Annotated in this window: 24 protein-coding genes, 1 tRNA gene and 1 pseudogene; 15 read left to right on the top strand and 11 right to left on the bottom strand. The window is 34.5% G+C overall.

Annotated features, from left to right (window positions below):
- The first annotated feature begins 168 nt into the window (after window positions 1-168).
- On the top strand, window positions 169-828 hold the full coding sequence (locus GUB10_RS01290; RefSeq protein ID WP_193709632.1) for an RNA methyltransferase: 660 nt from the start codon (window positions 169-171) through the stop codon (window positions 826-828).
- Window positions 829-850: 22 nt separating this feature from the next.
- On the top strand, window positions 851-1,393 hold the full coding sequence (locus tag GUB10_RS01285) for an SRPBCC family protein (protein WP_193709631.1): 543 nt from the start codon (window positions 851-853) through the stop codon (window positions 1,391-1,393).
- Here GUB10_RS01285 and GUB10_RS01280 read toward each other — a convergent pair.
- The 4 genes from GUB10_RS01280 to rlmH all read right to left on the bottom strand — a co-directional run bounded on the left by GUB10_RS01280 (window position 1,390) and on the right by rlmH (window position 5,132).
- Window positions 1,390-2,145 carry a carboxypeptidase-like regulatory domain-containing protein gene (locus tag GUB10_RS01280; RefSeq protein ID WP_193709630.1) on the bottom strand — a complete coding sequence of 252 codons (756 nt, stop codon included), beginning with the start codon at window positions 2,143-2,145 and terminating at the stop codon, window positions 1,390-1,392. The genes GUB10_RS01285 and GUB10_RS01280 overlap by 4 nt on opposite strands.
- Before the next feature lie 76 nt (window positions 2,146-2,221).
- The gene (locus GUB10_RS01275) at window positions 2,222-4,012 is read right to left on the bottom strand and encodes a DEAD/DEAH box helicase (protein WP_193709629.1); all 1,791 of its coding nucleotides are present in this window, start codon (window positions 4,010-4,012) and stop codon (window positions 2,222-2,224) included.
- A 63-nt stretch (window positions 4,013-4,075) separates the two neighbouring features.
- Window positions 4,076-4,648 carry a non-canonical purine NTP diphosphatase gene (locus GUB10_RS01270; RefSeq protein WP_193709628.1) on the bottom strand — a complete coding sequence of 191 codons (573 nt, stop codon included), beginning with the start codon at window positions 4,646-4,648 and terminating at the stop codon, window positions 4,076-4,078.
- 10 nt (window positions 4,649-4,658) lie between these two features.
- On the bottom strand, window positions 4,659-5,132 hold the full coding sequence (rlmH, locus tag GUB10_RS01265) for a 23S rRNA (pseudouridine(1915)-N(3))-methyltransferase RlmH (RefSeq protein WP_193709627.1): 474 nt from the start codon (window positions 5,130-5,132) through the stop codon (window positions 4,659-4,661).
- 51 nt (window positions 5,133-5,183) lie between these two features.
- Here rlmH and nadC point away from each other — a divergent pair, with 51 nt between their 5' ends.
- From nadC to priA, 5 genes are all read left to right on the top strand, one after another.
- Window positions 5,184-6,041 (top strand): carboxylating nicotinate-nucleotide diphosphorylase, encoded by an 858-nt coding sequence (gene nadC / locus GUB10_RS01260; RefSeq protein WP_193709626.1) that lies wholly within the window; start codon window positions 5,184-5,186, stop codon window positions 6,039-6,041.
- A 3-nt stretch (window positions 6,042-6,044) separates the two neighbouring features.
- Complete coding sequence (locus tag GUB10_RS01255; RefSeq protein ID WP_193709625.1) at window positions 6,045-6,965, top strand: YihY/virulence factor BrkB family protein; 921 nt, start codon at window positions 6,045-6,047, stop codon at window positions 6,963-6,965.
- Between the two features lie 25 nt (window positions 6,966-6,990).
- Complete coding sequence (locus GUB10_RS01250; RefSeq protein WP_193709624.1) at window positions 6,991-7,554, top strand: chalcone isomerase family protein; 564 nt, start codon at window positions 6,991-6,993, stop codon at window positions 7,552-7,554.
- Between the two features lie 11 nt (window positions 7,555-7,565).
- Window positions 7,566-8,003 carry a DUF2147 domain-containing protein gene (locus tag GUB10_RS01245; RefSeq protein WP_227740267.1) on the top strand — a complete coding sequence of 146 codons (438 nt, stop codon included), beginning with the start codon at window positions 7,566-7,568 and terminating at the stop codon, window positions 8,001-8,003.
- A 249-nt stretch (window positions 8,004-8,252) separates the two neighbouring features.
- Window positions 8,253-10,706 (top strand): primosomal protein N', encoded by a 2,454-nt coding sequence (priA, locus tag GUB10_RS01240; protein WP_193709623.1) that lies wholly within the window; start codon window positions 8,253-8,255, stop codon window positions 10,704-10,706.
- Between the two features lie 239 nt (window positions 10,707-10,945).
- Here the strand turns inward: priA and GUB10_RS01235 are convergent, their stop codons facing one another.
- Entirely contained in the window at window positions 10,946-11,659 is a 714-nt protein-coding gene (locus GUB10_RS01235; protein ID WP_193709622.1) for a LytTR family DNA-binding domain-containing protein, read from the bottom strand.
- Window positions 11,660-12,015: 356 nt separating this feature from the next.
- Here GUB10_RS01235 and rpsF point away from each other — a divergent pair, with 356 nt between their 5' ends.
- From rpsF to GUB10_RS16095, 5 genes and pseudogenes are all read left to right on the top strand, one after another.
- On the top strand, window positions 12,016-12,357 hold the full coding sequence (rpsF, locus tag GUB10_RS01230) for a 30S ribosomal protein S6 (RefSeq protein WP_075327083.1): 342 nt from the start codon (window positions 12,016-12,018) through the stop codon (window positions 12,355-12,357).
- Between the two features lie 2 nt (window positions 12,358-12,359).
- Entirely contained in the window at window positions 12,360-12,659 is a 300-nt protein-coding gene (rpsR, locus tag GUB10_RS01225; protein WP_193709621.1) for a 30S ribosomal protein S18, read from the top strand.
- A gap of 12 nt (window positions 12,660-12,671) precedes the next feature.
- Window positions 12,672-13,121, top strand: coding sequence for a 50S ribosomal protein L9 (gene rplI / locus GUB10_RS01220; protein WP_193709620.1), 450 nt, complete (start codon window positions 12,672-12,674; stop codon window positions 13,119-13,121).
- A 207-nt stretch (window positions 13,122-13,328) separates the two neighbouring features.
- The gene (locus tag GUB10_RS01215; RefSeq protein ID WP_193709619.1) at window positions 13,329-13,802 is read left to right on the top strand and encodes a DUF6495 family protein; all 474 of its coding nucleotides are present in this window, start codon (window positions 13,329-13,331) and stop codon (window positions 13,800-13,802) included.
- Window positions 13,803-14,360: 558 nt separating this feature from the next.
- Window positions 14,361-14,456, top strand: a pseudogene (locus GUB10_RS16095) (transposase); the annotation flags it as partial.
- Window positions 14,457-14,568: 112 nt separating this feature from the next.
- Here the strand turns inward: GUB10_RS16095 and GUB10_RS01210 are convergent.
- A tRNA-Met gene (locus GUB10_RS01210) sits at window positions 14,569-14,642 on the bottom strand.
- Between the two features lie 180 nt (window positions 14,643-14,822).
- Between GUB10_RS01210 and GUB10_RS01205 the strand changes: the two genes are divergently transcribed.
- Window positions 14,823-15,212, top strand: a complete 390-nt coding sequence (locus tag GUB10_RS01205; RefSeq protein WP_193709618.1) for an START-like domain-containing protein — start codon at window positions 14,823-14,825, stop codon at window positions 15,210-15,212.
- A gap of 51 nt (window positions 15,213-15,263) precedes the next feature.
- Window positions 15,264-16,109: an aminotransferase class IV gene (locus tag GUB10_RS01200; protein ID WP_193709617.1), complete on the top strand. Its 846-nt coding sequence runs from the start codon at window positions 15,264-15,266 to the stop codon at window positions 16,107-16,109.
- Here the strand turns inward: GUB10_RS01200 and GUB10_RS01195 are convergent.
- The 5 genes from GUB10_RS01195 to GUB10_RS01175 all read right to left on the bottom strand — a co-directional run bounded on the left by GUB10_RS01195 (window position 16,106) and on the right by GUB10_RS01175 (window position 20,636).
- Window positions 16,106-16,666, bottom strand: a complete 561-nt coding sequence (locus GUB10_RS01195) for a YqgE/AlgH family protein (RefSeq protein ID WP_193709616.1) — start codon at window positions 16,664-16,666, stop codon at window positions 16,106-16,108. The genes GUB10_RS01200 and GUB10_RS01195 overlap by 4 nt on opposite strands.
- A 121-nt stretch (window positions 16,667-16,787) precedes the next feature.
- Window positions 16,788-17,060 (bottom strand): HU family DNA-binding protein, encoded by a 273-nt coding sequence (locus GUB10_RS01190; protein ID WP_057483012.1) that lies wholly within the window; start codon window positions 17,058-17,060, stop codon window positions 16,788-16,790.
- 185 nt (window positions 17,061-17,245) lie between these two features.
- Entirely contained in the window at window positions 17,246-18,193 is a 948-nt protein-coding gene (gene fmt, locus GUB10_RS01185; protein WP_193709615.1) for a methionyl-tRNA formyltransferase, read from the bottom strand.
- Window positions 18,193-20,094, bottom strand: coding sequence for an ATP-dependent DNA helicase RecQ (locus tag GUB10_RS01180; RefSeq protein ID WP_193709614.1), 1,902 nt, complete (start codon window positions 20,092-20,094; stop codon window positions 18,193-18,195). Before GUB10_RS01180 ends, fmt begins: the two co-directional genes overlap by 1 nt.
- A 5-nt stretch (window positions 20,095-20,099) precedes the next feature.
- Entirely contained in the window at window positions 20,100-20,636 is a 537-nt protein-coding gene (locus GUB10_RS01175; protein ID WP_193709613.1) for an ATP-binding protein, read from the bottom strand.
- Between the two features lie 84 nt (window positions 20,637-20,720).
- On the opposite strand from GUB10_RS01175, the gene GUB10_RS01170 reads away from it, so the two are divergent.
- Window positions 20,721-21,014 (top strand): DUF493 family protein, encoded by a 294-nt coding sequence (locus GUB10_RS01170; RefSeq protein WP_193709612.1) that lies wholly within the window; start codon window positions 20,721-20,723, stop codon window positions 21,012-21,014.
- The last annotated feature ends 33 nt before the right edge of the window (window positions 21,015-21,047 follow it).

Below are 21,047 nucleotides of genomic sequence, written 5' to 3'. Positions count from 1 at the left end.
AACAAATTACCTCGAAGCTAGCCCACTAGGCATTTGTTGAAAACAAGTTTTAAAATCGAATTAAGCCTTAGAGGTTTTATGCCCTTTGGTGGTAGCAAAAGAAATATTTCCTACAAATATTTCTTTTTTAAAATGTTCAGGTTATTGTTGGGTTTTTTATTTTAGCCTATGCAAAAAAATAAGCTTCTATCTCATCTCGAAACCTTTCTTACACCAAGGCGTATTGCTTTATTCGATAAGGTAATTCAAGAAAGAACCAATCATTTTACCGTGGCAACCCAAGACGTTTATCAGCTTCATAATACCAGTGCTGTTATAAGAAGCTGCGAGGTTTTTGGCATTCAAAATATCCACGTAATAGAGGAACGAAAACCTAAGAGAATAGATAGGGAAATAGCAATGGGTGCTCAAAAATGGGTAGATGTTAATCGATATTCAACTTCAAAAGAATGTATTCAGGAATTACGGAATAGAGGATATCAGATTGTAGCGACCACACCGCACGGAGAAAGTACGGCACTGCATGATTTTAATATAGATAAACCTTCTGCTATTTTCTTTGGAACTGAAAAAGATGGATTAAGTGAAGAAATTCTAAGTGAGGCCGATTGTAATATTAGAATTCCTATGGTAGGGTTTACAGAAAGTTTGAATATTTCGGTTTCGGCCGCTATTATTTTACAGCATATTACTTCGGTATTAAAAAATAGTACTATCAATTGGGAATTATCTATTGAGGAAAAAGAAAACCTTAAATATGAGTGGTTGAAGAAATGTATTAAAAATTCTGATACAATAATATCACGTTACATTTCAGAAAATGTTTAATTTAGTTGAATAATTTTAACAAATGACCCTCTTTTTCTATCTGCTTATTGCATTTATTACATTTATTGCTTTTCTGCACGCCTGGGCAAAAAAGAAATATGATATAAGCCGAACTATGGTGATTAATGCACCCAGGGATGTAGTATTTAGTTTTATAAGAAGACTAAAAAATCACCCATTTTGGGTCCCCTGGTTTTTTAAATATCCTAAGACTGTTTTAAAGCAAAAAGGAGAGGATGGTAAAGTTGGTTCTGCTATTTACTGGAAAGGAGATAATAAGGGAATAGGAGAGGGCATTCAAAAAATTATAAAGGTGAAGCATCCCAGGGTTTTTGAAACAAGGGTACTTTTCGTGAAACCTGTAAAGGTAAGTATGCTTACTTATTTTGCTATAAAAGAGCTGGAACCCGGTAAATCTAAAGTGGTTTGGGGAATTAGAGGGAGTTTGCCTTTTCCTCTCTCGGTAATAAGTCTTTTTTACAGCCCTAATAAATTGATGGGAGATGATATTGAAAAAGGACTTATTAATTTAAAAACCCAGATGGAGAAAAAAGTAAAATCTTAATTTCGCTTCAAAACTTTATATTCTTCGTAACATCCATTTAGAGCATCTAGAATTTGTAGATCGTTGGCAGTTTTTAGAAAATCTTTAGAGTAACTACATCTTTGCAGAATTTCATTAAGTTCTACCTCGTTTAAGGGGAGCAAGGCAATTAATGTTTCCCTGTCAAATTTATTTCTAAGCAAGTTTCTAATTTCATCATCTTCTTTCATTTGCCTTAATTTACGCATTTGCTTTGGTTTTTTTCCAAAAATATTATGCATTAAATCGGCAGGGTTGAAAATGGCTCCCAGGTTCCGGGAAATTGCACTGGCAGAATTGTCACCGGCTTCATATCCTGCGTTTAAGCCAGATATGCTGTAGCGATTATTTTCGTAAATTGGTATATTCCTGGCATCAATCTCTAAATATCCGGTAAGGGTAACCGGTTTTAAAACAACTTCTTCTAAGGCAATGCCCAATTCTGTCATTTTTACTTTTACACTGCCATACTTAAGCCAGTCGTTAGTAACCCTAACCTTTATGGACCTAAATCCAAGATATGAGAAATATAGGGTATCGTTTACGGTGGCCTGTAATTCAAAACTTCCATCTTCTTCACTAACGGCACCTTTAACCTGGTTGAGGTTCACGATATGAACTTTTTCAATAGGTTTATCATTGGCAGCATTCATAACCGTTCCGGAAACAACATCCTGGGAGAATGCTTGAAAAGCTAAGCTAAACAGTAAAAGGGTAAACAGAATTTTTTTCATAACAATAAGCGCCTAATTTATAAAATACTTATAAAAAATAATGCCATAAATTAGAAATTAGGCGCCTTCTGTAAATTTAATTTTTGTTGCGTCTTCTTTTTATAGAGCTCTCTATGTTTTTGCTTCGGTTCCCTGATTTTTTTCCTTTTGCAGAACCTCCTTTAAAATCGTTTGAGCGCCTGCGGCCACCAGATTTAAAATCAGGTTTTTTGCCTCCTTTATTGAATTTTCCGCCTTTTCGGCCTCCGCCACCGCCGCCGCGTTTTCCACGTCCACCGGTATCTGTGGTTTCTTCAACATTAATAAACCTACCCTGATGTTTAAAGTCTTTAAAAATGCTTAAAACTGCTTCGGTATTTTTTGCATCTGTGTTAAAGAAAGAAAAACTATCTTTTACATCAACTTTATACACATCGTCACGGCCTAAATCTAGTGTTGCTTTAAGGAAGTCTTTTAGACTCATCCAGTCAAAACCATCTTTGGCACCTACATTTATAAAGTATCGGGTAGAATCTCCAGAACCACCTCCATCTGCTGGAGCAGAAGGAGAACTTAAGCCCTGGGAGTTTTTGTAGTAATTAAAGAATCGGGTGAATTCTACTGAAAAGAACTTTTTAATAAGTTCTTCTTTGGTAAAATCTTGCAGTACTTCATTGATGCCCGGTAAATAGGTATCAATTTCGTGGTTAATTTTTGTTTCTTTAATATCGTTTGCCAAATGAAATAATTGCACCCTGCAAATTTCCATCCCATCAGGGATATCTTTTTGCTCAAATTTTTGCTGAATTATGCGCTCAATACTTTTTATTTTGCGCATTTCGCTTTTGGTAACAATTACCATAGAAACTCCGCTTTTACCGGCTCTACCGGTACGTCCACTACGGTGGTTGTAGGTTTCGATCTCGTCTGGTAGTTGGTAATTGATTACGTGTGTAATATCGTCTACATCAATTCCGCGGGCAGCAACATCGGTAGCTACCAACATTTGAATTTGCTTTGTTCGAAAGCTCTTCATAACCAAATCTCTTTGATTTTGGCTAAGGTCTCCGTGCAATGCAGCAGCACTATAACCATCTTCAATAAGCTTTTCAGCCACTTTTTGAGTATCTCTTTTTGTGCGGCAAAAAATCACTGAAAAAATATCTGGATTTGCATCTGCCAGCCTTTTTAGAGCTTCGTAACGTTGTCTTGAATTAACAAGATAGTACTCATGAGAAACATTAGAGGTTCCTTGATTTTTAGAACCTACTGTAATTTCAATAGGAGTACGCATAAATTTTTTGGCAATAGTTGCCACCTCTTTAGGCATGGTAGCAGAAAACAACCAGGTGTGTTTTTCTTTTGGGGTATGGGAAAGAATTGCTTTAATATCTTCAAAGAAGCCCATATTAAGCATTTCATCTGCCTCATCTAAAACGCAAAATTCAATTTTAGAAATGTCTACAAGGTTACGATTTATCATATCCTGCATACGCCCGGGGGTAGCTACAATAATTTGTGCTCCACGCTCAATTTGTCTGGACTGCTCTGTAATACTGGCTCCACCATAAATAGCTACCGGATTAAGTCCTTTTTCAAACTTCGAGTAATTTTTTAATTCGTTGGTAATTTGCAGGCAAAGTTCACGAGTTGGCGAAAGAATTAATGCCTGTGTATGTTTTTTACTTACATTTATTTTCTGGATAAGCGGGAATCCAAAAGCAGCTGTCTTTCCTGTACCGGTTTGGGCCAATGCCACCATATCGGTATCTTCATTTAATAAAACAGGAATCGCTTTCTCCTGTATTTCACTTGGGCTTGTAAAACCCATATCTTCGACTGCTTTAAGAATAGAAGGGTTTAAACCTAATTGTTCAAATTTGTTCATATAAAAAATTAAATAAGCGGCAAAGGTAAGGCTTAGCTGGCAATATATGCCTATCTACTTCTTTTATTTTGAGAGATAGGTAATTAGCTCTTTAAAGGCGATCCCGCGATGGCTAATTTCAGACTTTTCACTTAAGCTCATTTCGGCAAATGTTTTTGAAAAACCGTTGGGTATAAATACAGGATCATAACCAAAGCCCTGGTCTCCACGTTTTTCTAATAAGATTTCTCCCTTACAAATTCCTGTAAAAAGATTTTGGTTATCATTTAAGTTTAGGGCTATCGCAGTTTTAAACTGTGCTTTTCTATTTTTTTTGCCTTCTAATTTATTGAGCAATTTAGTGACGTTTGCCTGGTCATTTTTTCCTTCTCCGGCATAGCGGGCCGAGAAAACACCCGGTTCTCCATCTAAGGCGTCTACTTCTAAACCGGTGTCATCGGCAAAACAATCATATCCATAGCGGTGCCTAACATGTTCTGCTTTTAAAATAGCATTACCTTCTATGGTATCTGCGGTTTCCGGAATTTCTTCAGTACATCCAATATCATCTAGAGATAATAGCTCAATATAATGTGGTAAAAGTGCCTTTACTTCAATTAATTTATTTTTATTGTGCGTTGCAAATACAAGTTTCATAAGCCAGGTTTTATTTATGGTGATAGGGTTCGTTTTTTAAAATGGTGAAAGCCCTATAGAGTTGTTCGGTAAAAAAGAGTCTTACCATTTGATGAGAAAAAGTCATTTGTGAAAGCGCAACTTTACTATTGGCTCTTTGGTAAACAGCATCAGAAAACCCATAAGGGCCGCCAATTACAAAAATAAGCTGTTTTAATCCGCTGTTTAATCGTTTCTGAATATATTCCGAAAACTTTTCAGAAGAAAACTCTTTTCCGTTTTCATCTAGAAGCACCAGGAAATCTGAATTCTGAGTTTTAGCCAGTATTAATTCACCTTCTTTTTCTTTTTGCTGATTTTCATCTAGATTTTTTGTCTTTTTAAGATCTGGAATAATTTCAATCTCAAATTTATTATAAAACCGAAGTCGTTTTTTGTAAATCTCGATAAGTTGATTTAATTCTCGCTTATCGGTCTTTCCTATACAGAGTAATTTTATGGTCATTCACTAGATTTTACGCAGACTTTGCTACATTTACAAAAATAAGTATTGCAAATGATCTCAAAAGAACAATTTGAAAAAGAAATAGATTTAATTATAAAAAATGCCATTAGAGAGGATGTTGGCGATGGCGATTATAGTTCTTTGGCCTGTATCCCGCCTGACGCCAGGGGAAAGGCTAAATTATTAGTTAAAGATAAAGGGATTATAGCCGGTATTGATTTTGCTTTACAGGTTTTTAAAGAAGTAGACCCTCAATTAGAAGTTGAAGCTTTAATGGAAGACGGCGATGTTATAGAGCCTGGAAATATTGCTTTTTATGTTGGGGGAAATTCACAATCTATATTAAAAGCAGAAAGGCTGGTTTTGAATGCTATGCAAAGAATGAGTGCCATAGCAACCAAAACCAACACATTTGTTCGTAAATTAGAGGGTACAAAAACTAAGATTTTAGATACCAGGAAAACCACGCCCGGGATTAGAGCTTTAGAAAAATGGGCCGTAAAAATTGGAGGCGGAGAGAACCATAGATTTGCGTTGTATGATATGGTAATGCTAAAAGATAATCATATAGATTTTGCCGGCGGAATTACAAAAGCTATCAAGAAGACAAATGATTATCTTAAAGAAAATAAACTGGACCTTAAAATTATTGTAGAAGCAAGAAATTTAAAGGAGATTGAAGAGATTCTAAGAAGTGAAGGTGTATACCGTATTTTGATTGACAATTTTAGTTACGAAGATACCCGGCAGGCGGTAAAACTTATTAATGGAAAATGCTTAACCGAATCTAGTGGAGGTATTACGCTTGATACGGCTAGAAAATATGCCGAATGTGGGGTAGATTATATCTCCAGTGGCGCTTTAACCCACTCGGTATATAATTTAGACCTCAGTTTAAAAGCAATATAATGTATGGCGCCCAAAAAAGCCCTTCTATCAAAAATAGAACAATTTTCAAATTGGTGGGAAAATACCACCAAGGGCATGATTCTGCCCGGATTTGATGGCTTGTCTTTTTATGATCTTTGGGAAATTTATTCTGGCGGAATTATAAAAGGAACTTTTTCTACCAGGGCAAGTGCCATTGCTTTTAGTTTTTTTATGGCGCTATTTCCGTTTTTGCTATTTATGCTTAACCTAATTCCCTACATTAATTTTATAGACGATTTTCAGCTGCAGTTCCTAATTTTTATGGACTCATTGCTGCCACCCAATACATCAGATTTTTTTAATGATATATTTCTGGATATTGCCAATACCCCTCGTGGTGGCTTACTTTCGTTAGCATTTATCATTTCTATTTTTTTAATGACTAATGGGGTAAATGCCATTTTTACCGGTTTTGAGTTTTCTTATCATACCAATACCAACCGCTCTATTGTAAGACAATACCTTGTAGCAGTTGGGGTTTCGCTTATAATGGCTTTACTTTTATTGCTTACCGTTATCCTGGCTGTTTATTTAACTTATGCAATAAACGATTTTAATAATTTAGGAGTAGGTTTTAGCGATTTTAGTGCCGCTTTTGTAAAATACCTGGTTTTTGTGTTGCTTATTTACACAGCAGTGGCTACCCTCTATTATTTTGGCACCAAAGAGGCCCGGCAGGCTCGATTCTTTTCTATAGGTGCTTTTTTTACTACTTTTTTGATTTTAATTTTTACATATCTTTTTGGATTATATATTGAAAACTTTTCTACCTATAACGAGCTATATGGCTCAATTGGAGCATTATTAATTTTAATGGTATATATCTGGTTAAATTCAAATATATTGCTGTTAGGTTTCGAATTAAATGCATCATTGATAAAAATGAAGAAAAAAATTAAATAACTTAACCACTTAAAACCTAAAGAACATGAAAAAAATAATCTTCTTATTTATTGCTGTTTTCAGCTTACATTCTATTTCAGCACAAACTGAAATAGGGGGTGCAACATTGCCCAATTCTTTAAATTTTGGCTCAGAAAAGCTCGTTCTTAATGGGGCTGGAGTAAGAGAGAAATTTTGGATGGATATGTATGCCGGTGGACTTTACCTTAAAGCCAAATCGGGAAATGCATCAGAAATAATGAATAAAAATGAGGCCATGGCACTTAAATTGCATATAGTCTCTAAAATGATTACCAGTGAAAGAATGATTGACGCTGTAAACGAAGGTTTTGAAAATGCTACCGGAGGAAATACGGCTCCGCTTTCCGATGAAATCAAGAAATTTATAAGCTTTTTTGAGGAAGAAATCAATAAAGGCGATATTTTTGATTTGGTTTACCTGCCTGAAAGAGGTATGGTAATCTATAAAAATGGAAATGAAAGTGGTACCATTCAGGGATTGGCGTTTAAAAAAGCTTTATTCGGTATATGGCTTTCAAATAAACCAGCCGATAAAGACCTAAAAAAAGGAATGCTGGGTAATGGATAAAAACTGATAAAATGAGAATAAAATTTAACCTGCTTAATCTATTTTTTATTGGAGTTATGCTAATATCTTCAAACTCTAAGGCACAGGAAGTGTTTGGGAAATGGAAAGTAGTGAATGATGAAGGTCGTGTAAATTCTATAGTAGAAATTTATAAAAAAGATAATGCTGTTCATGGTAAAGTTATAAGAATAACAAAAGAAGAAGATCGCGATCGTAAATGCACTGAATGCCCAGGGGAACTAAAAAATAAGCCTATCGAAGGCTTAAATGTTATTCGTGACTTTAAAAAGGAAGGAGATGAGTATGTAGATGGCACTTTAATAGATCCAAAATCTGGAAAGGAATATAAAGGAAAGCTATGGGTTGATGAAGCAGAGCCTAACAAACTTAACGTGAGAGGATATATTGCTTTTTTTTATAAGACTAAAGTTTGGGAACGGGCAGAGTAAGTTTTTAAGAAATTAAATAGTTTAAAAACCATTCTTTTTTTGAGGATGGTTTTTATTTTTGAATAAACTAATCATCGATAAGATTTATGGCCCTTAGGTTCATACGGTGGTTAGTTGGCTTATGTCTTGTGGTTTTTGTAAGGTAGTTTATGCTACTATCATGATTCAAAAATGTCGGGGCTTGCCCCCTTGTTAATTAAAACACTTAATACCTCGTAGGTTTTCCTTCAGGTTATTTATTTATTATGTATGCCGTATTTTATAGATGTTATTTTACCATTGCCTTTACAAAAGCGTTTTACCTACGCAATTTCTGAAGCTGAAGCTAATTTTCTACAAGAAGGAATGCGCGTAGCCGTGCCATTTGGTAAATCTAAAATTTATACAGCGATTACGGCTGCAATTCATCAAAATCCACCACAGGTTTATGAAGCTAAACCTATAAATCAAATCTTAGATAAGGCACCTTTAATCACCAATCATCAATTAAAGTTTTGGAACTGGATTGCGTCTTATTATATGTGTGCCGAGGGTGAGGTGTTAAAAGCAGCATTACCCGGGGCTTTTTTATTGGAAAGTGAAAGTATTGTGCAGCTCACCAAAGAAGCAAATATTGAAGAAACGGAATTAAACGACGAAGAATACCTGGTAATTGAAGCTCTGCAACGTCAATCCTCGATAAAAATTCAGGAAGTAGCAAAGATTCTGGATAAGAAAAATGTATTGCCTATTCTTAATGAGCTTGTACAGAAAGGCTTGGTGTTGCTTAACCAGGAGATTTATGAACAATATAAACCAAAGAAAATACGCTATGTTAGATTAAATTCGGTGTATGACAATGAAGCTAATATGCATAGGCTTCTTGATGAACTTGAGAATGCCCCAAAACAAAAAGAAGCTTTATTAAGTTACTTTAGCCTTAAAGCACAACATAAGAAGCCTTTAAAAGCGAAAGAGCTTAGTGATAAATCTGGTGTTTCTGCAGCGATTATTAAAAGTTTGATTAAAAAAGAAATCCTTGAGGAATTTTATAAAAAAACCGATAGGGTATCTTTTGAAGAAGAAAGCTCTTTAACTAATATCAAGCTGAGTGAAATGCAACAGAAAGCATTTTCGGAAATTGAAGCTGGTTTGGTAGAGCAGGATGTATGTTTGTTTCATGGGGTAACCTCTTCCGGAAAAACTGAAATTTATATTAAGCTCATTGAAAAGGTAATTGCCAGGGGGCAGCAAGCGCTTTATGTTTTACCTGAAATTGCATTAACAACGCAACTTATAGATAGATTAAGGGCTTATTTTGGGGATAAAGTTTTGGTTTATCATAGCAAGTATTCAGTTAACGAAAGGGTAGAGGTATATCAGCATATTTTGCAGGATTCGGAAAAAGCCCGTATAGTAATAGGAGCGAGATCATCAATATTTTTACCCTTTGCTAATTTAGGTTTGGTTGTGGTAGATGAAGAGCACGAAACCTCTTTTAAACAATTTGATCCGGCACCGCGTTATCACGCCCGGGATGCTGCGGTGGTTTTGGCAAAATTATTTAATGCAAAAATTATACTGGGGTCTGCCACCCCCTCCTTAGAATCTTATTTCAACGCGCAACATCATAAATATGCTTTTGTAGAATTAAACCGAAGGTATGCGAATGTTTTAGATCCTGAAATTGAAATTGTAGATATAAAAACTAAATATAAGAAGAAGGAGATGAAAGGGCATTTTTCCGATAGAATGCTTACTGAAATTAAAGATACCCTGGATGGTGGAGAACAGGTTATTTTGTTTCAAAACCGAAGAGGGTTTTCCCCGGTTCTTGAATGCAATACCTGCGGGCATTCTCCGCAATGTCCCAACTGTGATGTAAGTTTAACCTATCATAGCCATAATAATCAATTGCGATGTCATTACTGTGGTTACCATATTGCTATGCAAAAAAAATGTATGGCATGCGATAGCCCCGAAATTACAACTAAAGGCTTTGGGACCGAGCAAATTGAAACTGAACTAAAAGCTATTTTTCCCGATTATAAAACGGCAAGAATGGATCAGGATACTACCCGGGGGAAGTATGCTTATGAAAAATTAATTAATGCTTTTGAGCAGCAGGAAATAGATATTTTAATTGGTACTCAAATGCTTTCTAAAGGACTTGATTTTAGAAAGGTAAATCTCGTAGGGGTTATGAATGCCGACAATTTGTTGAATTTCCCCGATTTTAGGGCTCATGAGCGTAGTTTTCAATTAATGTTGCAAGTTGCCGGAAGAGCAGGAAGAACAAAGAAGCGTGGGAAGGTTTTAATTCAGAGTTACAACCCTCATCACCAAATTATTCAACAAGTTTCAACTGGGGACTATTCCGGGATGTATAAAGATCAGCTGGAGGAACGCTATAATTATAAGTATCCACCGTTTCATCGCTTAATTAGAATTACACTTAAGTGCAGGGACTATTCTAAAACAAACGATGCTGCTGAATGGCTGGCCACAGGAATGAAAAATGTTTTTAAAGAAAATGTATTGGGACCTGAATTTCCTCCTGTTGCACGTATTAGAAATGAATACTATAAGAATATTTTACTTAAAATCCCACAGCAGCAATCCTTAGGGAAAACAAAAAAAGTCGTGCAACGAATTATGGAAAGCTTTAGGGCTATTGGTGCTTTTAGAAGTGTAAAAGTTGTGATTAACGTAGATCCTATATAGGTTGAGTTAGATAGACTTTCTATAATTAGGAAACTAAGAACCATTTTTAGAAAATCTGGTTTATTAAAAAGTTAAAGCAATAAGGACTTGCTTAGTTTTTTCTTTTAATATTTTCTGAAATTGTACTGTGTTAATTTATTCGTTTATAGAGGCTTATGCCGTTACCTTAGGGGGTCCAGGATTTGAATCAGAATTAAAAAAAATCTATTTAATGTCTTTTGGGCTTGCTAGCGGTAAATTTACTGAATAGCACTTAAGGCTTCTACCAGATTTGTTTTTTTATGACGACTAAGCGGTAATTTTTGTTTGTCTATCTCTATATTTTTAGAGTTATAGCGTTCAATTTTATCTAAATTAACTATATAAGATTTGTGTGTTCTAAGAAACTTGTTAGTAGGTAGTTGTTCCTCAAATGATTTCATAGTAGCGAGCACTACAAAATTTTCTTTTTCAGTTACAAATTTCACATAATCTCCAAGAGCCTGGATATACTTTAATTTATTTAAAAAGACCTTACGATTTTTGAGGTTGCTTTTTACAAAAATATAATCATCATCTTCAGGGGCAGAAGCAATTTGATGCTTTAGCTTATAAAGGTTTATGGCTTTATTAACCGCATTGTTAAAACGTTCTTTCGTTACCGGTTTATGAATGTAATCTACTGCATCATAATCAAATGCTTTAAAAGCATATTGTGTTTTTCCAGTTACAAAAATAATTTGCGGTTTATTGGGAAGGTCATCTAAAAGTTCAAAACCTGTTAACACAGGCATTTCGATATCGAGAAATATTAGATCAATTTCGTTATCAAGAAGGCCGTTTTTAGTTTCAATAGCATTGTTATACTCCGCTACAAGTTCTAAGTTAGCATGATCTTTAATCAACTTTACAATAGCTAGGCGCTGTAAGCTGGAATCGTCAACAACAAGGCATTTGAGTAAAATTTCTTCCACGGTAATTCAGGTTAAGTAGAAACAATATTAAACATAAAATATCGTAATTACAAGATAAACTTAGTATAAGTTAAGATTAATTTAAGAATTTTTCTAACCTATATCTCTAATTTTTAACTCATATTTTATCCATATAAAAAGCAATAATAGCAATAAATTTCATATAAATTAGAATAACAGAAGATGGCCTTCATTTAATAAGGTTAAATTAAGTAAGCCTGGATCCAGGTTAGAGCTCTAAAAATATCATTTGATTCCTTATTCTTTTTAAGAAGGAAATTTACTTTAGAAGTATGCTTTGAGAAAAGAAATAAATAAGTTACTTTTGCAGCCAATTTAATTTAAAGTAAATTTTTATGAACACTTATGAAACTGTTTTCATCTTGAATCCCGTTTTATCTGATGAGCAGATAAAGGAGACAGTTCAGAAATACGAAGAATTTCTTGTTTCTAAAGGGGCCGAGATGGTATCTAAAGAAGATTGGGGGCTTAGAAAATTAGCCTATCCAATTCAGCACAAAAAAAGCGGATTTTACCATCTGTTTGAATTTAAAGCTCCAGGAGAGGCTATAGAGCCATTGGAACTTGCTTTTAGAAGAGATGAGCGTATGATGCGTTACCTAACTGTAAAGTTAGATAAGCACGCTATCGCCTGGGCTGAAAAAAGAAGAAATAGAAGACAACAAGAAAAAGCGTAAGTATGGCTACATCTATTGAACAACAAGCAAAAGGAAAAAAAGATGGAGAGATTAGATATCTTACTCCTCTTAATATAGAGACAAGCAAAACGAAAAAGTATTGTCGTTTTAAAAGATCTGGAATTAAGTATATAGATTATAAAGATCCAGATTGGTTAATGGGCTTTGTTAACGAACAAGGGAAACTTCTACCTCGTCGTTTAACAGGTACCTCTTTAAAGTACCAAAGAAAAGTGGCTGTTGCTGTTAAAAGAGCGCGTCATCTTGCGTTAATGCCATATGTTGGTGATTTATTAAAATAAAAAGAAGCAATTATGGAATTGATACTTAGAAAAGACGTAGATAATTTAGGGTTTAAAGATGATGTTGTAAACGTTAAAAATGGTTACGGCAGAAATTATCTTATTCCTCATGGGTATGCACATCTTGCTACTCCTTCTGCTAAAAAAGTTTTAGCAGAAACCCTGAAGCAAAGAGCTTATAAAGAGCAAAAGCATATCGATGAAGCTAAAAAGCAGGCAGAAAAACTTAATAATGTAGAGATTAAGTTAACTGCTAAAGCTGGTGCCGGAGACAAATTATTTGGATCTATTACTAATGGCGATCTTGCTGAGGCTTTTGTTAAGGAAGGAATTGAAATCGACAAGAAATTTATTAGCATCGCAGGTGGAAACATCAAGAGATTGGGACAGTATGAAGCAACTTTACGTTTTCATCGTGAGGTAGTTACTACTTACAATTTTGATGTAGTATCTGAAGCTTAATTTATTTTATAATAAAGTTGAAAGCCCGCTCAAGTAGTGGGCTTTTCTTATTTTAATGAGCCCCCTATTGTAATTGAGGTTTCGGGGTATTATTTTCGTCAAGCTAATCTGGTTTTGACTCTTAAAAAGCATAGAGGTGCAACCCAGTTAGCCGCTAAAACAAATTTAAGATGACGATTTTGTAGATTTATAATAATTTTTTTGAAGATGAAATATTCCAGATTAACCAAAGAGCAGTTTGAAGAAATGAAGCAGGAATTTATAAATTTCCTTGCTTCGCAATCTATTACTGCGGATGAATGGGAGAATATAAAAAAAGACCAGCCAAAAGTTGCAGAGCAGGAACTTGATGTTTTTAGTGATCTTATTTGGGAAGGTGTTTTGAATAAAGTAGAGTACCTGGAGCATTTTTCAGCCAATCAAATCTATCTATTTCATATAACAGAGGTGAGTATTCATCTTATTGCTATAAAGATTGAGCACGAGGGGGTAGATCTTACTACAAGAGAAGGTTATAGTTGGTTGCAAACTAACTTGCTGGATGAATCTGTGAATATATACACCTCTTCTAAAGCTTTAAGTGATGATAGGAACAAAGATATATTTGCGCTTATAAAACAGGGGAGCAACATTACTAAGGGCGAATTATTTAAGTATTTTGATAGAATTGTGGAGAAGTAGATTTGAAAAAATGATGTATGAGGAAATGTTTCTTTTTTTAAGCAATTGATCTTCTTAAACATTGTCTATTGAAAGTATTTAAGATTGAAATAACAGGGCAGACTTTTTTGAGTCTGTCTTTTTTTTTTAAGTATAACCAACTGTAATTCAAGATTACACCTCAAAAATTGGTTGTGAATTGAAATATTAGTTTGATTTTAAACTAAAAGTATCTAATCACTATACAGGCCTGGTCAAGGTTTTATTACCTAAACTATTGCCCCCTCCGCTTAATTTTATTGGTCATCAAACAGAAAGATATATTGGAATTCTATTTTGAAGTGGAGTAAAATATTTAGAAAGTTTTTCTGCATATAAAACTTATTGCGGTTGTATATATGCATCAAAGATCTTGTTTAACGAATTATTTATAATGTACTTTTAATTAGTTACAAAAATCAATCTCGATATAGGTTCTTGAATAAAACTTGTTTGTTAAAATAGTGATATATGTAGGGAACAGGGTTTATTGGCTTTTAGAAATAGCTTAAACACCATTAGCTAGCGAATCAGTAGAATACTTTCAATGCAAAAATAAAAGCCTTTAGAGCACAATTAAGAGGAGTAAGAAATACCGAGTTCTTCTTATTTCGACTCGAAAAATTATTTGCTTAAAAACTCAAAAACCCAGAAAATGGTCTTGATCCTTCTTGATCCACATTTTGATTATGCGGGACTAGTATAAAAAATAAAAGCTCCAAATCTTTGTGGAGCTTTTATTTCTTTGTAGCGAGAACGAGATTTGAACTCGTGACCTCCGGGTTATGAATCCGACGCTCTAACCAACTGAGCTACCTCGCCATTTTCTTGTTAGCCGGCTATTGGCCTGACTTAACGAGCATTTTCACCAACTGTGATTGCGGGTGCAAATATATAAACATTTTGTATTGACGCAAACTTTATTTTCTAAAATATTTATTTTGTTTTCTTTTTATCCTTCTAATTAATATCTATATTGCCCAAAACTAATTATATCTAAAAATGGAAGATAAGATCAAGTACGAAATGGAATTTCCCATTCAAGCTTCTCCTTCATTGTTATACCAATATATATCAACTCCTTCAGGATTAAGCGAATGGTATGCAGATAATGTAAATTCACGAGGTGAATTATTTACTTTTATTTGGGAAGGAAGTGAAGAAAAAGCCAAATTGGTAAGTAAAAAGAGCGATGAACGCATAAAATTTAAGTGGTTGGACGATGAAGATACTCCATATTTTTTTGAAATAAGAATACAGGTAGATGAAATCACTAAAGATGTTTCTATAATGATTACTGATTTTGCCGATGATGAAGATGAAGTTGAAGAGGGAAAGATGCTTTGGGAAAATATGATTTCAGATCTAAAACACGTTTTAGGATCAGTTTAATATTTCTAAGATAAACATTACATTTGCCCCGTTCTAAAACGGGGTTTTTTTATGATAAATATAAACGGAAAATTAGTAGCAGAGAATCAAGCATCACTTTCTATAGCGAATCGAGGATTTGCCTATGGAGATGCTGTTTTTGAAACTATTCGGGTAATTAATGGAAAAGTAATGTTTTGGGAAGATCATTACTTTAGGTTAATGGCTTCTATGCGTATTATGCGAATGGAAATTCCCGCGAGTTTTTCTCCCGAATTTTTAGAAAAGGAAATATTGAGTTTAGTAAAAGAAAACGGACTAGATACTCACGCCGCTCGTGTAAAGTTTTCTACATTTCGTAAAGAAGGCGGATATTATAAGCCTACCACACGTGAAATTGGTTTTATTATAACTGCCGAAGAACTCCAAAATGCTTTTTATTTATTGAATGAAGAGAATTATGAAGTAGAGCTCTTTAAAGACCATTACATTACCAGTGGTCTATTTTCTACAATAAAATCTAATAATCGTGCTATTAATGTATTGGGCAGTATTTTTGCTTCAGAAAATGGATATGAAAACTGCTTTTTAATCAATGAAAAGAAAAATGTTGTAGAAGCTCTTAATGGAAACCTTTTTCTTAGAAAAGGTGATAAGATTAAAACTCCACCGCTTTCAGATGGTGCTTTAAACGGAATTACCAGAAAAAAACTTTTAGAGATAATAAAAACTCTACCAGATTTAAGTATAGAAGAAGCTTCTATCTCTCCATTTGAACTTCAGAAAGCAGATGAATTATTTATAACAAATGTTATTTGCGGTATTCAACCTGTTACAAAATATCGTAAGAAAAAATTTGAGAACAAATCGGCTAAGGATTTACTTTCAAAGTTAAATGTAAAGGCAAGATTGGGTTAATTATAACTTGGGTTTTCTGGAGCATTAGACCATAAAAGGTATTCGCCTCCTAATTGCATCATCTTGTCTTTCCAAAAAGAACCATAAGGACGTTCAATAATGTCTTTGGTGTCATCATTTGTAGTAATTATCCAGGCATGTGAATCGAGCTCTTCACTTAATTGATTGGCATCCCAGCCAGAATAGCCTAAAAAGAAACGTATTTCTTTCTCGCTTATAAGCCCTTGCTGAATAAGTTCGGTAACGACCTCAAAGTTGCCACCCCAATAAATCCCGTTGGCTATTTCTATACTTTGCGGAATAAGGTCCGGGATTTTATGAATAAAGTATAGGTTGTCTTGTTCTACAGGTCCGCCGTTGTATATTTTGAAGTTACCGGAAAGATTGGGAACAAGGTCTTGTAGGGTGAAGTCTAAAATTTTATTAAGTATGAAACCAACCGAACCTGCATTAGAATGCTCGGCGAGCAATACCACAGATCGGTTGAATGCAACATCTCCAATTATCGATGGTTCTGCTACCAATAGATGGCCTTTGGTTGGTTTTAAAGCAATCATTTTAGCATTGTTTTACTCTAAGCTACCATTATTTGAAAAAAAAATCAAATAAAATGCTAAAATTTTTCATTAAAAAAGCCTCCCAAATGGGAAGCTTTTAGTGCTTTACTAATTTAAATTATTAGTTTACAGCTTTTTGTAAATCTGCACCGGCTTTAAATTTAACTACATTTTTAGCAGCAATTTTAATAGTTTTTCCGGTTTGTGGGTTTCTTCCTTCTCTTGCAGCTCTTTTAGAAACTGACCAGGATCCAAATCCTACTAAAGAAACGCGATCTCCTTTTTTAAGAGAACCTTCTACGTTTTCTAAGAAAGATTCTAGTGCTTTTTTAGCTGCTGCTTTAGAAATACCAGCATTTTCGGCCATTGCGTCAATTAAATCTGTTTTGTTCATAATTTGAATTTTAAATAAACTGTTGGTTAAACATTCTGTTAAATTGCCTTACAAATTTATATGGAATTCTCGGCCGTGCAAGTAATATCAAGGGAAATGCAGGATTTTGTTAATAAGTCGGGCATTTTGTTGATAAAGAAGTCTCCATTTAGTTGATTTTCTTCCGTTTCAATAACCATAAGGGCTTAGAAGAATTTTGCCTCATTTAGGAAGACATAACCATTTAAAAGTGATTTTACATCCATTTTTCTTTTTCCGGGAAGTTGTAATTCTTCAATTATTAAATAGCCATCTTTCACAGCTACTTTCAACTTTTTGTCTTCAATGAGAATACTACCATTTTCTAAGTTATGATCGTAATTTTCTTTTTTACATTGATAGATCTTAACCTTTTCGTCTTTTTTGCCATTAAAAAAATAACACCACGCGGCCGGATAAGGATTAAGTCCGCGTATTAAATTGTAAATTTGATCTAAAGAGTCGTTCCAGTTAATTTTGGTATTTTCTTTAGTTAGTTTGGGGGCTTCTTTTAGCACTAAATTAAGTGGCTGTGGGGTAGGGGTTATATTTCCTTTTTCAATTAGTGTTAGTGTTTCCACCACCAGGTGAGCCCCTAAATCCATTAGTTTATCATGTAATTCACCTACGGTTTCTTCTGTATCTATATTCACTTCCTTCTGAAGAATCATTGCGCCTGTATCAATTTTTTCATCCAGAAAAAAAGTAGAAACCCCTGTTTTTGGCTCATTATTAATAATCGCCCAGTTAATTGGTGCTGCACCTCTGTATTGCGGAAGTAGCGAAGCGTGAAGGTTGAAGGTTCCAAGTTTTGGTAAATCCCAAACCGCTTTAGGTAGCATTCTAAATGCAACTACCACCTGTATGGTTGGGTTTAAAGCTTCTAAATCTTCAAGAAAACTTTTGTCCTTTAAATTGGTAGGCTGCAAGAGGTTTAATCCTTTATCTTTTGCAAATTTTTTTACAGCACTTTCCTGTACTTTTCTACCACGACCCGCTGGCCTATCGGGAGCGGTAATTACACCTACCACATTATACCCAGCTTCTAATATGCTACTTAAACTTGCAACAGCAAAGTCTGGTGTTCCCATAAATACTATTCTTATTTCACTCATCAATTTTTTATTTTATAGATACTCCCCGTTTCTCTGATAATTATTTCTTTGTCTATCAATAGGCGTAAAACCTCTAAAACCTGATTTTCAGGGTAATTTATTGCTTCAGTTAGTTCCCGGGATGAAGCATTCTTAATTTTTAAAACTTTTGTAATCGCTATATAAATAGCATTTTTAACTTCTCGTGTTAGCGGTGTTACGTTTTTTTGGCATACAGAACAAATTTTACAGTCTTCTGCTTTTTCTTCTCCAAAATAGGCTAGAAGTTGTCTGCTTCGGCATAAATTGTCGTTTTCCAAATAATCTAATACCGCATCTATTTTTTCTTTTTTAGAATTATTATATTGTTTTATATAGGGTGCGAGTGGAAAAATAACCGAATCATCTTCCCGCGGAACCAAAAATAAAACCGTAGCATCATGTTCGGCATATACGTATTCCAATAGTTGGGCCTTTTTAAGTTCTTCAAGGTATTTAAGTGCTGTATTTTGATCTATACTCGATTTTTTACAAATTGAAGCCAGGTCTATATTGGTTTTATTCTCTAAAACCCCACCATAGGTCCTAAGAAGTGCACGAACAAATTCTTCATATTTTTGATTTTGATCTAAGTAAAACTGAAGCTGCTTTCCTGAAACGCTAAAATGGATACTGGTTTTTTTATGAAATTCTTTCGAAAGCTTCAAAATGCTACAGCGGTCTAAGAGCTGAAGAACTTCGTAAGTTTTTGAAAACGGTAATTCGTATTGAGCACAAAATTTGGAAAAGCTAAAGTTGTGCTCGGTTTGTTCACCCTCGCCATAAGCTATCCTAAAATAAGTGTTTAGTTTTTTATAGACCAGTTTTACATCTTCCAGTTGGGGTAAATTTGCCAAAAATTGACTCTTTAAAACCGGAATATCACCTTTATTGGTTAAAATAGTGGCAACGGCTTTTTCCCCATCTCTTCCGGCTCTTCCGGCTTCCTGAAAATAGCTTTCTAAAGATTCTGGGAGATTTAGATGAATAACCTGGCGTACATCGGCTTTATCTATTCCCATACCAAAAGCAGTGGTGGCTACCATGATTTGGTGTTTGTTTTCCAGCCATTCATTAAGTCTTCGGGTCTTTTCATTTGGCTGTAAACCACCATGAAACGCATCAGCATTATAGCCCTTTCTATTTAAAAAACCGGCAATTTCAAGACTTGCTTTTCGGCTTCTAACGTAAATTATTGCCGGTTCATTCTTAGTTTTTAGTAGCTTACTAAGATGGTAGTATTTGTCTTCGGCTTTTAATACATTATAGGCAATATTTGCCCTATAAAAAGAGTCTTTAAGTACATCTATATTTTCTAGCTCTAACTCTTTTATAATGTCTTTTACAACTAAAGGGGTTGCAGTGGCTGTTAGTGCTATAAATACCACCCCAGGTTTTAAATCTTTTAATAGGCAAATATTTCGGTAAGCCGGCCTAAAATCATGACCCCACTGTGAAATACAATGTGCTTCGTCTACGGCAATTAGATTGACGTTCATCAATTTAATACGCTCCTGCACCAGGTTTTGTTGGAGTCTTTCAGGCGATAGATAAAGAAATTTATAATTTCCGTAGATACAATTATCCAGGGCGGCATCAAGATCCTGGTAAGTCATTCCCCCGGTTAAAGCCATGGCTTTTATTCCCTTTTGCTGAAGGGCATTTACCTGATTTTCCATTAAGGCCACTAACGGCGAGACCACGATGCATATTCCTTCCTGTAATAAAGCCGGGATTTGAAAACAAAGTGATTTTCCGCCCCCTGTTGGCATTAGTGCCAGGACATTCTTTTGCTTAAGGACTTTCTCTATTATAGGTGCCTGTAGCGATCTAAAGGACGAATGTCCCCAATATTTTTTTAATATGTAATGTGCGTCTTGCAAATAATTTATTCAATTTGATTTAATATAAATTGAACTCTTTCTTTAATTGAAGTTTTTGGAACCTCAATGGGGCTATAGCCATATTTTTTATAGGTTTCAAAAAGGTATTTTGAAATTAAACTAGCTTCTTTAAAAGATTCGTAACGCTCGTTATCACTTTGGTAAATTTCTTCCCAGGGTGGTAAAAAGAATATTTTATCGTAAGGATACTCTTTACAGGCATTGGTAAAATATGCTGAATATGTTGTATTGAAATAATCCATATACGCCAGTACATCTGGAATACCGCGATCTATAAAGATAGGGGAAGTAGGAATCATATCGGCTTCCCGATGCTGTATTTTTCTTCCTTCCAGTAATTTTTCACTAAAAAGTACGGGCTTTTCCAGAAATAACTGAGAAATCCCTTGCTTTTGGGCTTCTAGGGTAACCTGTCTTGAAATTTCATGTAGACATTCATGCCCGTGTTTTTCAAGTTGGCGAATGATAGAAGATTTTCCTGTACCGGGGCCACCGGTTATTACTATTTTTTGCTTTTTCACGCTTCAAATTTCGACATTTGAAATTGATTATAAAAATGTTTGCAATCCTTGTATCTTTGCAAACTAAATTTAAGTTAGAAAGCTATGAGTGGAACGAAAGATCAGGAAGAGTTTTACAGTAAATTAAAAAGTCAATTACAGGATACCTCGCTATGGCCAACCGAATATTTATATAAGTTTATAGTGCCAGCTAATTCTAATCGCATAGAAAAGATTGAAGAGATTTTTGATAATATGGGAGCGGTAATTACTACCAAAAAATCTAAAAAGGGAACTTATATTAGTGCATCAATTAATGTTCGTATGAGAAATCCCGATGCAGTTATTGAAAAATATAAGGAAGTGGCAGCAAAGGTAGAGGGTGTAATTTCCCTATAATTCTTATAAATTTTAAAACGAGAATTTTTAAAT

The sequence above is a fragment of the Salegentibacter sp. BLCTC genome, assembly GCF_015143665.1.
Classification (GTDB): Bacteria; Bacteroidota; Bacteroidia; order Flavobacteriales; family Flavobacteriaceae; genus Salegentibacter; species Salegentibacter maritimus.
This window is presented reverse-complemented; position numbering and strand designations above follow the sequence as displayed.

Bases quoted from the DNA above. Each gene is read 5' to 3' on its own strand.
- GUB10_RS01290 (WP_193709632.1), top strand. From the start codon at position 169: ATGCAAAAAAATAAGCTTCTATCTCATCTCGAAACCTTTCTTACACCA.
- GUB10_RS01285 (WP_193709631.1), top strand. From the start codon at position 851: ATGACCCTCTTTTTCTATCTGCTTATTGCATTTATTACATTTATTGCT.
- GUB10_RS01280 (WP_193709630.1), bottom strand. From the start codon at position 2,145: ATGAAAAAAATTCTGTTTACCCTTTTACTGTTTAGCTTAGCTTTTCAA.
- GUB10_RS01275 (WP_193709629.1), bottom strand. From the start codon at position 4,012: ATGAACAAATTTGAACAATTAGGTTTAAACCCTTCTATTCTTAAAGCA.
- GUB10_RS01270 (WP_193709628.1), bottom strand. From the start codon at position 4,648: ATGAAACTTGTATTTGCAACGCACAATAAAAATAAATTAATTGAAGTA.
- rlmH (WP_193709627.1), bottom strand. From the start codon at position 5,132: ATGACCATAAAATTACTCTGTATAGGAAAGACCGATAAGCGAGAATTA.
- nadC (WP_193709626.1), top strand. From the start codon at position 5,184: ATGATCTCAAAAGAACAATTTGAAAAAGAAATAGATTTAATTATAAAA.
- GUB10_RS01255 (WP_193709625.1), top strand. From the start codon at position 6,045: ATGGCGCCCAAAAAAGCCCTTCTATCAAAAATAGAACAATTTTCAAAT.
- GUB10_RS01250 (WP_193709624.1), top strand. From the start codon at position 6,991: ATGAAAAAAATAATCTTCTTATTTATTGCTGTTTTCAGCTTACATTCT.
- GUB10_RS01245 (WP_227740267.1), top strand. From the start codon at position 7,566: ATGAGAATAAAATTTAACCTGCTTAATCTATTTTTTATTGGAGTTATG.
- priA (WP_193709623.1), top strand. From the start codon at position 8,253: ATGCCGTATTTTATAGATGTTATTTTACCATTGCCTTTACAAAAGCGT.
- rpsF (WP_075327083.1), top strand. From the start codon at position 12,016: ATGAACACTTATGAAACTGTTTTCATCTTGAATCCCGTTTTATCTGAT.
- rpsR (WP_193709621.1), top strand. From the start codon at position 12,360: ATGGCTACATCTATTGAACAACAAGCAAAAGGAAAAAAAGATGGAGAG.
- rplI (WP_193709620.1), top strand. From the start codon at position 12,672: ATGGAATTGATACTTAGAAAAGACGTAGATAATTTAGGGTTTAAAGAT.
- GUB10_RS01215 (WP_193709619.1), top strand. From the start codon at position 13,329: ATGAAATATTCCAGATTAACCAAAGAGCAGTTTGAAGAAATGAAGCAG.
- GUB10_RS01205 (WP_193709618.1), top strand. From the start codon at position 14,823: ATGGAAGATAAGATCAAGTACGAAATGGAATTTCCCATTCAAGCTTCT.
- GUB10_RS01200 (WP_193709617.1), top strand. From the start codon at position 15,264: ATGATAAATATAAACGGAAAATTAGTAGCAGAGAATCAAGCATCACTT.
- GUB10_RS01195 (WP_193709616.1), bottom strand. From the start codon at position 16,666: ATGATTGCTTTAAAACCAACCAAAGGCCATCTATTGGTAGCAGAACCA.
- GUB10_RS01190 (WP_057483012.1), bottom strand. From the start codon at position 17,060: ATGAACAAAACAGATTTAATTGACGCAATGGCCGAAAATGCTGGTATT.
- fmt (WP_193709615.1), bottom strand. From the start codon at position 18,193: ATGAGTGAAATAAGAATAGTATTTATGGGAACACCAGACTTTGCTGTT.
- GUB10_RS01170 (WP_193709612.1), top strand. From the start codon at position 20,721: ATGAGTGGAACGAAAGATCAGGAAGAGTTTTACAGTAAATTAAAAAGT.